The following is an 11,599-nucleotide window of genomic DNA, read 5'->3' on the forward strand; positions in this document are numbered from 1 at the left end:
TTCGTCAGCCGAAGCGACGGACGGCGCGGGGAGTTTCAGATGTCGAGGAAGCGAACGTCTTTGGCGTTGCGCTGGATGAACGTGCGCCGCGACTCGACGTCTTCGCCCATCAGCACTGAGAAGATCTCGTCGGCTGCGGCCGCGTCGTCGATCGTGACCTGACGCAGCGTCCGGGTGCGGTGATCCATCGTGGTCTCCCACAGCTCCTTGGCGTTCATCTCACCGAGGCCTTTGTAGCGCTGGATGCCGGAGTCCTTCGGGATCCGCTTGCCCGATGCGAGGCCGTGCGCGAGGAGTCCGTCGCGCTCCTTGTCGGAATACACGTACTCGTGCGGCGAGTTCGACCACTTCAGACGATACAGCGGCGGCATCGCGAGGTAGACGAACCCGGCCTCGATGAGCCCGCGCATGTAGCGGAACAGCATCGTCAGCAGCAGCGTCGTGATGTGCTGACCGTCGACATCGGCATCCGCCATCAAGACGATCTTGTGATAGCGCGCCTTCTCGATCGCGAAGTCCTCACCGATGCCCGTGCCGAAGGCCTGGATCATCGCCTGGACCTCTTTGTTGGCCAGAGCCTTGTCGAGGCGTGCGCGCTCGACGTTGAGGATCTTGCCGCGAAGGGCCAGGATCGCCTGGGTGTGCGGGTCGCGACCCGACACCGCCGAGCCGCCGGCCGAGTCGCCCTCCACGAGGAAGATCTCGCTGATCGACGGGTCTTTCGACGCGCAGTCCTTGAGCTTGTCGGGCATCGCGGCCGACTCGAACACGCTCTTGCGTCGCGCCGTCTCACGCGCCTTGCGCGCGGCGAGCCGCGCGGTGGCCGCATCGATCGCCTTGCGGACGACATTCTTCGCCTGCACCGGGTTGCGGTCGAACCAGTCGCCGAGCCGATCGCCGACGACCTTCTGCACGAACGCCTTCGCCTCGGTGTTCCCGAGCTTGGTCTTGGTCTGGCCCTCGAACTGCGGCTCGGAGAGCTTCACCGAGATCACCGCGGTGAGGCCTTCGCGGACGTCTTCCCCCGAGAGGTTGTCGTCCTTCTCTTTGAGCAGGTTGTTCGCGCGGGCGTACTTGTTGACGAGGGTGGTCAGCGCCGCACGGAAGCCCTCTTCGTGAGTGCCGCCCTCGTGCGTGTTGATCGTGTTGGCATAGGTGAAGACGTTCTCGGTGTAGCTCGTCGTCCACTGCATCGCGAGCTCGAGCGCGATCTTGCGCTCGGTGTCTTCGGACTCGAAGTCGATGATCTCGTCGTTGACGACGTCGGCGTGACGCACCTTGTTGAGGTGCTCGACGTAGTCGACGAGGCCGCGCTCGTAGAGGAAGCTGTCGTGGCGCGCCGTCGGCTCGACGCCGTCCGCGGGCGTCGCACTCTCGACGAGGCCCTCGGGGCGCTCGTCGCTCAGGTTGATGCGGAGGCCCTTGTTGAGGAACGCCATCTGCTGGAAGCGGGTGCGCAGCGTGTCGTAGTCGAAGTCGACGGTGTCGAAGATCGAGGCGTCGGGCCAGAACGTGATCGTGGTTCCGGTCTCGTCGCTGGCCTCGGCCTGGGCGAGGGGCGCGAGCGGCTGCCCGCCGTCGCGATACGACTGGCGCCACACGTGGCCCTGCCGCTTGACCTCGACCTCGAGGCGCGTCGAGAGCGCGTTCACGACAGAGGAGCCGACACCGTGGAGGCCGCCCGAGACCGCGTACCCGCCGCCGCCGAACTTGCCGCCGGCGTGGAGAACCGTGAGGACGACCTCGACGGTGGACTTGCCCTCGCTGCGGTGCATGTCGACCGGGATGCCTCGCCCGTTGTCGACGACGCGGACGCCGCCGTCTTGAAGGATCGTGACGTCGATCGTGTCGCAGTAGCCGGCGAGCGCCTCGTCGACGGAATTGTCGACGATCTCCTGCACGAGGTGGTGGAGTCCGCGGGCACCGGTCGAGCCGATGTACATGCCGGGGCGCTTGCGCACCGCCTCGAGACCTTCGAGAACTTGGATCTCGTCTGCCCCGTATTCGTGAGGAGCCTTCTCAGCGGGGGTCGATCGAGGTTCCTCGGGAACGTTTTCGGGGTTCGCAGACGTCATAAGTGAGAGCGCTCCAAATCGTTCGGCGGCAGCGCTGACAGTCTATCAAGGACAGCCCCCATTGCGGGGGTTCTGCGCCTCTGTGAGGCCAGAAAAACGCTTCGGAGAGTAACGGAGGTCACTCAGCCGTAGGTATCGCGCGGGCCACGCCCTGGGATGGTCCTCGGACCCCATTTCCACGAGGGAACGTCCGGCCCGATGAAGCGGATCACTTGGACCCCTGCGTCGGGGAAGCGGAGGACGATCTCCGAGAGGATGTGCGCACGCATCAGCTGGAGCTGCTTGGCCCATGCCGTCGAATCGGCCTGAACCGTGAGCGTCCCCTCCGAGAAGGCGACCGGTCGGGTGTGCCGGGCGGTGTCGTCGCCTGCCACTTCGGCCCACGCTCGGACGACGTCTTCGCGCGCCAGTTCGCGGTCCCAGCCGGCGGTCCGCGTGAGATCGGCGAGCACGTCGCCCATACCGCGGGGGTCGCGGCCGGGCGCGAACGGGATGTTGTCGTCGTCTTCGGTGCGCTTGTGGCGGCGACGACGGTAGCCGCGCGCGGAGGGAGCGAGACCGCGCAGCCGCAGGTATGTCGCGATGGTCTCGGGAAGACGGGGAGAGGTGGATGCCGCCGGCTCGGCCTGCTCGTCGGGCTCAGGCATCCGTCTCCGCCAGGATCCGGCCGGCCTCGACGCGCACGATGCGCGCGCGCAGGCGATCGGGCACGTCTTCTTCGACAGCGGCCGTCACGACCACCTGCTCGTAGCCGCCGGCGAGCTCGGCGAGCCGGCCGCGGCGCTCGGCGTCGAGCTCGGCGAAGACGTCGTCGAGGATCAGCACCGGGTCGCCGAGAGCGGAGTCGGCGCGCAGAAGCTCGGCCGAGGCCAACCGCAGCGAGAGCGCGACAGACCACGACTCGCCGTGCGACGCGTAGCCCTTGACCGGAAGATCGCGGATGCGGAGCAGCAGATCATCGCGGTGGGGCCCGACGAGTGTGAGGCCTCGATCGAGTTCGGCCGAACGGCGGGCTGTGAGTGCAACGCGGAAGAGGTCGTTCACCTCTCGCCCGGACGCGGCTCGGGTTGCGGCATCCGTGTCCTCCTCCGGATCACCGCCCGCGATCGAGAGCGCCCAGGCGACCTCGGGCCGATGATCGGCGCCCGCGATCGCGGCGTACGCGGCCGCGAGCGGCCCCGCGAGATCCTGCGCGAGGGCGAGGCGTGCGCGGATCAGCTGTGATCCGAGGTCGACGAGCTTGTCGTCCCACACATCGAGGGTCGACAGGCCCTCGGCACGGATGCCGCGGGCGCGGGCAGATTTCAGCAGTGCGGTGCGCTGCTTGAGCACGCGGTCGTAGTCGGCGAGCACTCCGGCCATGCGAGGCGAGCGCTGCACGAGCAGCTGATCGGCGAAGCGGCGGCGGGCAGATGGATCGCCGCGAACGATCTGCAGGTCTTCGGGGGCGAAGAGCACCACCTGCGCGTAGCGCGGAAGCTCGGCGGGCTTGACCGGTGCACCGTTGACGCGCGCCTTGTTCGAACCCTGCCTGTTCACCTGCGCCTCGAGGAGCACCCGCCGCTCGCCGTGCGCGAGCCGGGCACGGATGATCGCGGCATCCGCTCCGTCTCGCACCATCGGCGCATCGTTGGAGGCCCGATGCGAGCCGAGGGTGGCGAGGAAGGCGATCGCCTCGGCGAGATTCGTCTTGCCCTGGCCGTTTCGCCCGACGAAGACGTTCGGACCTGCGACCAGCGAGAGGTCGGCGACCGCATAGTTGCGGAAGTCGACGAGACTCAGCTGCTCCACGATCACCGGGTCAGCCTAGTTCGACCGACGGACAGGCGTCGCGGGGGTGGAGGATCTACGCGGGCTTCGCTCGCATTGACCCGAACCACGTCAACGCAGCAGCAGGTTCGGCTGCAGGAGATACCGGAAGGTGTCGCCCGCCTTGTCGACCGAGGTCTGCGGCGTGATGAGCACGGGGCTCAGCTTGTTCGCGTTGTCGCTCGAGGTGAAGGTGATGCGCGCGAACTCGCTCTTGACCGCGCTCAGCGACTCGAGCAGATACTGCGGATTGAGGCCGAGGGTCACGTCCTCGCCGACGAGATTCGCGTCGACCGATTCAGACGCGCGCGCCTGTTCGGTGCCCGACGCGTCCATCGACACGCTGTCGGTCGTGAAGGTGAACCGCAGCGGCGCCGAGCGGTCGAGCACGAGCGAGACGCGACGCACCGCCTCGGCGAGCTCGGCGGTGTTGACGACCGCGTGATGCTCGGTGGCCTCTGGGAAGAGTCGCCGCACCGGCGGAAAGTTGCCCTTGATGAGCAGCGACGTGACCGTCTTGTTGCCGGCGGTGAAGGCGATGATCTCGCGATCGCCGGAACCGGAGAACGCGATCGAGATGTCGCCGCCGTGCGCGAAGGTCTTGCCGACCTCGGTGAGGGTGCGCGCCGGCACGAGCGCGGTGGTCGGCTCGTCGGAGGTCTGTGTGCCGCCGTCCCACGGGATCTCGCGGAGCGCGACCCGATAGCGGTCCGTCGCGACGAGGCTGAGGGTGGTGCCCGACACCTCGAGCTGCACGCCGGTGAGCACGGGGGTGACGTCGTCGCGCGATGCGGCGAAGGCGACCTGGGCGATGGCGGTGCCGAAGTCTTCGGCCGGCACAAGGCCCGAGTCGCCGGTGACCTCGGGGATCGCCGGATACTCCTGCACCGGCATCGACGCGAGGGTGAACCGCGCAGAGCCGCACGTGAGGACGATGCCGCCGTCCTCGTCGACCACGACCTGGATCGGTGCGTTGGGCAGGCGGCTCGCGATCTCGGAGAGCAGCCGGCCGTGGACGAGGATCGTGCCCGGCTCGTCGACGGTCGCCTCGATCGTCGTGCGGGCCGATGCCTCGTAGTCGAAGGCTGCGAGCGACAGACCGTCGGCGGATGCCTCGATCAGCACACCCGCGAGGATCGGCTGCGGATTGCGCTGCGGCAGGAGCTTGACGACGAACGACACGGCTTCGCTGAACACATCGCGATTGACGTGGAACTTCACGAATGCTCCCTCGACTGCGGGTTGGGCTTTCTCATGCTAGTGCCACGTCGGCCTGATCCGAGTGCCGGGTATCGCCGGAGAGGATTTCCACACTTGTCCACCGTCAAGGTGATCGGCCGGGCTTTCATCAATCTCTCTCTGTCATGGTGTTAACGCCTGTGGAAACTGTGGATAACTCGAGCGATGCCAGACGGCACAGGGAAACCACACGCGTGTGAGTTGTGGAGCGGCTGCGGAAACGATTCGGGATGCCCCGCCCCCCGGTCTCCGACTTTCCACGGTCATCCACAGACAGGGCTTCTCCGCTCACAGCGTGTCCGCAGGGTTGGCGAGTTATCCACAGGTTATCCACACTGTGAAGAACGGTAATAATGGCCCTCGCACCTATGACTGTCAAGGACTTTCTGCGGCATATGACGCCGCGAGCGATCAGCGGCCGTTGCGGCCGAGCTGCGCGGTGATCTCGGAGACCTGGTTGTAGATCGAGCGGCGCTCTTTCATCAGGTCGCTGATCTTCTTGTACGCGTACATGACGGTCGTGTGGTCGCGATTCCCGAAGAGCTGGCCGATCTTCGGAAGCGACAGGCTCGTGCGCTCACGACACAGATACATCGCGATCTGGCGAGCAGTGGCGACCGACTGCGAACGGCTCGAGCCGTAAAGATCGTCGACCGTGAGCTTGAAATACGCGGCGGTCGCCGTGATGATGTCGGTCGGCGAGATGACGTTCGCGTCGTCTTGATCGACGATGTCGCGCAGCACCGTCTGGGCGAGCGACATGTCGAGCGTCGAGCGGTTGAGGCTCGCGAACGCCGAGACGCGGATGAGCGCGCCTTCGAGCTCGCGGATGTTCGACGAGACGACGGTCGCGATGTACTCGAGCACCTCGTCGGGGATGTGGAGGCGCTCGGACTGGGCCTTCTTGCGGAGGATCGCGATACGTGTCTCGAGGTCGGGAGCCTGGACGTCGGTGATCAGGCCCCATTCGAACCGACTGCGCATGCGGTCTTCGAAGCCCGTCAGGTGCTTCGGCGGCACATCGCTCGTGATCACGACCTGTTTGTCGTGATCGTGGAGGGTGTTGAAGGTGTGGAAGAACGCCTCCTGCGTCTCGGCGCGACCCTGCAGGAATTGGATGTCGTCGATCAGCAGGATGTCGACATCGCGGTACCGCGCCTGGAAGGCGGACCCGCGGTTGTTGGCGATCGAGTTGATGAAGTCGTTCGTGAACTCCTCGCTCGAGACGTATCGCACGCGGATGCCTGAGTACAGGCTCATCGCGTAGTCGCCGATGGCATGGAGGAGGTGCGTCTTGCCGAGACCGGAATCGCCGTAGATGAAGAGGGGGTTGTACGCCTTCGCCGGCGCCTCGGCCACGGCGACCGCCGCGGCATGGGCGAAGCGGTTGGACTGCCCGATGACGAAGTTGTCGAACGTGTACTTCGGGTTGAGCCGCGTATCGCTGCGGGATGCCGAGGATGCGGCATCCGGGATCTCCTCGATCGGCGACCGAGGCATGGAGCTCGGCTGACCGAGCCCCGACTGCGAACGCGCCGGGGTTGCGGTGCTCGACGGCGCGGTTCCGGACTGCTGGATCGGGATGGGGGCGGTCAGATGTACGTCGGCGAGGTCCGGGTTCACCACGACGCGAAACGTCGACGCGCCCGACGGGTCGCCCGTGCCGACACGGGCGAGAGCCTCCATGATCGGCGCGCGCATGCGCTTGGTGAACTGCGCGGCCGTGAGATCGTTCGGCACGTCGAGATAGAGCGTGCCGCCCATGACGCCCTGCGGCACGGCAAGGCTCAGGAATCCCTGCAGCTGCGGCGTGATGCGGTCGTCGTCGGTGAGCTCGTCGAGCACGGCTGTCCAGACCGGTACATCTGGAATCTCGTGCGGTGACATGGCCCCCCCGGGTGTTGATGACTCCACCGGTAGCCGCGGAATCTTCTCACCGAGCCTGTGGATAACTGCCGGAGACACGCTAGTCAGCAGTCGGGCCGGGAGCAAACTCCACTGTAGAACCGGCCCGCGTGTCATTGCCAGGGTCACGGGCGAGGTCGCTGCATAATGCCCGGACCCGCCGCTCAGTTTGAGTTCTCAGGAAGGGCGGCGTACTCTAAATCGGTTGACTTATGCCCTCGAGGCAGTCCCTTTGTACGAGCGTCCCCGGTCTCAGAGTCCCGGTGACACCTGATGATCCGGAAGTGATCCCATGAGCAAGCGCACCTTCCAGCCCAACAACCGCCGTCGCGCCAAGAAGCACGGCTTCCGTGCCCGCATGCGCACCCGCGCCGGCCGCGCCATCCTCTCGGCTCGTCGCGGCAAGGGCCGCACCGAGCTCTCGGCCTGACCCCCGAGCGGTGCTGGCGAGGCCGAACCGACTCACCCGCGGAGCGGAGTACAAGGCCGTCGTCCGTCGGGGCCGCCGGTGCGCCGGTGCGCACACGGTCACGTACGTGAACCCCGCGGAGAACGACGGACCGGTGCGGTTCGGGTTCATCGTCAGCAAGCAGGTCGGCGGGGCCGTCGTGCGCAATACCGTGCGCAGGCGGCTCAAAGCCGTCTGCTCCGAAGCCCTCGGGTCGGTCCGACCCGGCAACGAGATCGTGATCCGCGCCCTGCCGAGCGCCGCGACCGCCTCGTACGGCGACCTCCGCGATGAGGTCGTGCGCTGCCTCGAGCGACGGGCGGCCGCATGAGCGTCCTGCCTGCGTACGCGCTCGGTGACGCGCAGTTCGCGGCATCCGATTCCCTCCGCGCCGTGCCCCTGCTCCCCCGCAATGCCGCGCTGGCGCTCCTGCACGGCTATCGCGCCACCATCTCTCACACGTACGGCGACGTCTGCAAGTACTATCCGTCGTGCTCGGCCTACGCCGTCGGCGCGGTGCAGCAGCACGGGGCCGTCAAGGGCGTCGCCCTCACCGCAGCTCGCCTGGCGCGCTGTCACCCCTGGGCCGTCGGCGGTGTCGACGACGTTCCGCCGCACAAGAGCTTCCGGCACGCACTCACCCGCCATGGGTACGTGGTGCCCGTCCCCACTGGAAAGGACTGATCCGCCTCATGGATCTCATCGGAATCATCCTCTGGCCGCTCAAATGGGCGGTCGAGGCCGTGCTCGTCGCATGGCACTGGGTTTTCACGGCGATCGGCCTCCCGCCGGCGGACGGCATCACGTGGGTGCTCTCGATCGTCGGGCTCGTGATCGTCGTTCGCTCGGCCCTGATCCCGCTCTTCGTCAAGCAGATCAAGAGCCAGCGCAAGATGATGGAAATTGCCCCTGAACTGCGGAAAGTTCAGGAGAAATACAAGGGAAAGCGCGATCAGCTCTCTCGTGAGGCCATGAGCCGCGAGACGATGGCGCTGTACAAGAAGCACGGCACCACGCCCGTCTCGAGCTGCCTGCCGCTGCTCGTGCAGATGCCGATCTTCTTCGCCCTGTTCAGTGTGCTCAACGACGTCACCAAGCACTACGACGCCGGCATCGGCGGTGTGGGCCTGCTCAATGCCGAGCTCACGGCGGAGTTCTACAACGCGAAGCTCTTCGGCGTCGCGTCGCTTCATGAGACCCTCATCGACGCGGTCAACACCAACAACACCGCGGCGATCGCGATCCTCGCGACCCTCGTCGTGCTGATGATCGCATCGCAGTTCTTCACGCAGCTGCAGATCATCTCGAAGAATCTCTCCCCCGAGGCCAAGACCGGCCAGGCGTACCAGATGCAGAAGATCATGCTCTACGTCCTGCCCTTCGCCTTCGTCTTCTCGGGCGTCTTCTTCCCGCTCGGCGTCGTCATCTACTGGTTCGTGTCGAACCTGTGGACGATGGGCCAGCAGTTCCTCGTCATCCGCGAGATGCCGACCCCGGGTTCGGACGCGGCCAAGGCGCGCGAGGAGCGTCTCGCACGCAAGGGCAAGGCACTCGACGCACAGGGCAAGGTCGTGCCGATGGAGAAGTACCTCGCCGAGCAGCAGCGCCTGTATGAAGAGGTCGAGCGCGCGAAGGCGACGGCACCCAAGCGTCAGCAGCCTGTCGGGAAGCAGCGGGCGAAGAAGCAGGGGCAGAAGCCCGCGGCTCAGCCCGGATCGAGCGCTCCGAAGACCGGTGATGTGCCCGATGGGCCGGCCGGTACTGCAGGTTCCGCCGGCGCGGCATCCTGATCACCCCCATTCGACCTTTCGTCGCAACCGCATTTCTGAGGACACCATGACCACGACTCCCGATATCGCCCCGGTCGATGACGTGCGCGCCGAGCGCGAGCCTGCAACCGTCGAGCAGCTCGAGCAGGAGGGCGACGTCGCGGCGGACTTCCTCGAGGGTCTGCTCGACATCGCCGACATCGACGGTGATCTCGACCTGGATGTGCGCTCCGGCCGTGCGTATGTCTCGGTCGAAGCGCCTGAGGGCGGCTCGGTGGCGCTGATCGCCGACCCTGACACCGTGCAGGCACTGCAGGAGCTCACTCGCATCGCCGTGCAGACCAGCACCGGCCGCTTCTCGCGGCTGATCCTCGACGTGGGCGGTTCGCGCGAGACGCGTCAGCAGCAGCTCGCGACTCTCGTCGACCGTGCGATCGTGCGCCTCGAGGAGGGTGCATCGCAGGCCTCGCTGCCGGCGATGTCGAGCTACGAGCGCAAGCTCGTCCATGACATCGTGTCGGATCGCGGGTTCGTGTCGGAGTCGTACGGCGAGGGCGCAGACCGCCACACGGTGATCCGTCGCGGCTGATGCCGTGTTTCACGTGAAACATCGATGATCGAGATCGAGTCTGAACCGGCCGCAGCAGCGGTGATCTTCGGTGACCGCATCGAGATGGCCCGGCGCTTCGCCGCCGCTCTCGGCGAGCACGGTGAGGAGCGTGGACTGATCGGTCCGCTCGAGCCGCCGCGGCTGTGGAGCCGCCACATCCTGAACAGTGCGGTGATCGCTCCTCTCTTCTCAGGACGCGTGGGTGACATCGGTTCAGGAGCCGGTCTGCCGGGACTGGTGCTCGCGATTGCACGGCCAGACGTCGAGTGGGTGCTCATCGAGCCGATGGAGCGCCGGGTCGCCTGGTTGTCGGAGCAGGCGGAATCGCTCGGGCTCGACAACGTCGAGGTGGTGCGTGCGCGTGCCGAGGACTGGAAGCGCGGACCGGTCCTGGATGCCGTGACCGCACGCGCGGTGAGTGCATTGCGGACGCTCGTGCCACTGACGGCTCCCCTGGTGCGCGACGGCGGTGAGCTGATCCTGCTGAAGGGCGCCGGTGCCGTAGGCGAGATCGAGGCCGCCGAGAAGCAGCTGCGCAAGTTCCGCGTGACGAACGCGCGCGTCGAGGTCGTCGGCGAGGGCGTGCTGGACGAGCCCTCGCGGGTGGTGCGAGCGACGGTTCGCTGACCCTGCGGCGGTGATCTCGATACGCCCGGCCCGGTGGTCGAGTAGCGCAGCGTATCGAATCCCATGATGTTTCACGTGAAACATCGGCCTGGCGTGATCTCGATACACCGGGGCTTCGCGCCGGCACTCGATCACCGGTATCAGCGCAGTTCACGGCTCCGGTGGTCGAGTAGCGAGCGAAGCCCGCGCATCGAGACCCGCGATGTTTCACGTGAAACAACTCGAGTGTCTGTTCCTCCCCAGTTCGCGGTTCACACTGCTTGTTCACAGATGGATCCGCATGGCCTGTGCTCGCCATGCCATCCGTCGACGATGGTCGCCATGGCGTACATGTACATCCTTGAATGCTCGGACCGATCACTCTACGTCGGCAGCACACTCAACCTCGATCGGCGACTCGAGCAGCACCAGGAGGGGGAAGGTTCGAACTACACGCGAACGCGGCTTCCGGTGCGACTGCTCTACTTCGAGGAGTACGAGCGGGTCGCGGACGCATTTGGCCGCGAGAAGCAGGTGCAGAAGTGGGGTCGCGCCAAGCGACTGGCCTTGGTCAAGGACCAGCAGGAGAGGCTGGCCGGGCTGAGTAAGAAGAGCTTCCCGATGGGCTGAGCCTGATGTTTCACGTGAAACGTCGTGGGTCTCGATACGCTGCGCTACTCGACCACCGGAATGTGGGCTCCCGGTGATCGAGTGCCGGAGCGAAGCCCGGGTGTATCGAGATCACGTGCGATGGGTACCGGTTCTCGATACGCGGGCTTCGCGCGCTACTCGACCACCGGAATGTGGGCTCCCGGTGATCGAGTGCCCGAGCGAAGCCCGGGTGTATCGAGATCACGTGCGATGGGTGCCTGGTCTCGATACGCGGGCTTCGCGCGCTACTCGACCACCGGGTGCATACGTACCGGGTCTCGATACGCGGGCTTCGCGCGCTACTCGACCACCGGTTCTCGAGCGAAGCCACGGTGTATCGAGATCTCCACCCGGGCGATGTTTCACGTGAAACGTCGTGGTCTCGATACGCTGCGCTACTCGACCACCGGAATGTGGGCTCCCGGTGATCGAGTGCCCGAGCGAAGCCCGGGTGTATCGAGATCACGTGCGATGGGTGCCGGGTCTC

At 66.2% G+C, this 11,599-nt stretch carries 12 protein-coding genes; 7 read left to right on the plus strand and 5 right to left on the minus strand.

All coding sequences use genetic code 11. The features are described from left to right. Positions 1–35: 35 nt before the first annotated feature. The 5 genes from gyrB to dnaA form a co-directional block, all read right to left on the minus strand. On the minus strand, positions 36–2,075 hold the full coding sequence (gyrB, locus tag FFS15_RS14290) for a DNA topoisomerase (ATP-hydrolyzing) subunit B (RefSeq protein ID WP_137845715.1): 2,040 nt from the start codon (positions 2,073–2,075) through the stop codon (positions 36–38). A 122-nt stretch (positions 2,076–2,197) separates the two neighbouring features. Continuing rightward, positions 2,198–2,722, minus strand: coding sequence for a DciA family protein (locus FFS15_RS14295; RefSeq protein WP_137845716.1), 525 nt, complete (start codon positions 2,720–2,722; stop codon positions 2,198–2,200). Then, positions 2,715–3,872 (minus strand): DNA replication/repair protein RecF, encoded by a 1,158-nt coding sequence (gene recF, locus FFS15_RS14300; RefSeq protein WP_137845717.1) that lies wholly within the window; start codon positions 3,870–3,872, stop codon positions 2,715–2,717. The genes FFS15_RS14295 and recF overlap by 8 nt, the downstream gene beginning before the upstream one ends. 84 nt (positions 3,873–3,956) lie before the next feature. Beyond that, entirely contained in the window at positions 3,957–5,105 is a 1,149-nt protein-coding gene (dnaN, locus tag FFS15_RS14305; protein WP_137845718.1) for a DNA polymerase III subunit beta, read from the minus strand. 429 nt (positions 5,106–5,534) lie between these two features. Then, a complete protein-coding gene (dnaA, locus tag FFS15_RS14310; RefSeq protein WP_137845719.1) occupies positions 5,535–7,010 on the minus strand; it encodes a chromosomal replication initiator protein DnaA in 1,476 nt (491 codons plus the stop codon). Between the two features lie 310 nt (positions 7,011–7,320). On the opposite strand from dnaA, the gene rpmH reads away from it, so the two are divergent. The 7 genes from rpmH (at position 7,321) to FFS15_RS14345 (ending at position 11,091) form a co-directional block, all read left to right on the plus strand. Continuing rightward, on the plus strand, positions 7,321–7,458 hold the full coding sequence (gene rpmH / locus FFS15_RS14315) for a 50S ribosomal protein L34 (RefSeq protein WP_036304730.1): 138 nt from the start codon (positions 7,321–7,323) through the stop codon (positions 7,456–7,458). 10 nt (positions 7,459–7,468) lie between these two features. Then, complete coding sequence (gene rnpA, locus FFS15_RS14320) at positions 7,469–7,807, plus strand: ribonuclease P protein component (RefSeq protein ID WP_137845720.1); 339 nt, start codon at positions 7,469–7,471, stop codon at positions 7,805–7,807. After that, a complete protein-coding gene (yidD, locus tag FFS15_RS14325) occupies positions 7,804–8,160 on the plus strand; it encodes a membrane protein insertion efficiency factor YidD (protein ID WP_137845721.1) in 357 nt (118 codons plus the stop codon). The genes rnpA and yidD overlap by 4 nt, the downstream gene beginning before the upstream one ends. Positions 8,161–8,168: 8 nt before the next feature. After that, complete coding sequence (gene yidC, locus FFS15_RS14330; protein ID WP_249354077.1) at positions 8,169–9,266, plus strand: membrane protein insertase YidC; 1,098 nt, start codon at positions 8,169–8,171, stop codon at positions 9,264–9,266. 46 nt (positions 9,267–9,312) lie between these two features. Further along, complete coding sequence (locus FFS15_RS14335) at positions 9,313–9,834, plus strand: R3H domain-containing nucleic acid-binding protein (protein WP_137845722.1); 522 nt, start codon at positions 9,313–9,315, stop codon at positions 9,832–9,834. 24 nt (positions 9,835–9,858) lie between these two features. After that, the gene (gene rsmG / locus FFS15_RS14340; RefSeq protein WP_137845723.1) at positions 9,859–10,482 is read left to right on the plus strand and encodes a 16S rRNA (guanine(527)-N(7))-methyltransferase RsmG; all 624 of its coding nucleotides are present in this window, start codon (positions 9,859–9,861) and stop codon (positions 10,480–10,482) included. A gap of 321 nt (positions 10,483–10,803) precedes the next feature. After that, the gene (locus FFS15_RS14345) at positions 10,804–11,091 is read left to right on the plus strand and encodes a GIY-YIG nuclease family protein (protein WP_137845724.1); all 288 of its coding nucleotides are present in this window, start codon (positions 10,804–10,806) and stop codon (positions 11,089–11,091) included. Positions 11,092–11,599 lie beyond the last annotated feature (508 nt).

Source organism: Microbacterium sp. 2FI (assembly GCF_005502885.1).
Taxonomy (GTDB): domain Bacteria; phylum Actinomycetota; class Actinomycetes; order Actinomycetales; family Microbacteriaceae; genus Microbacterium.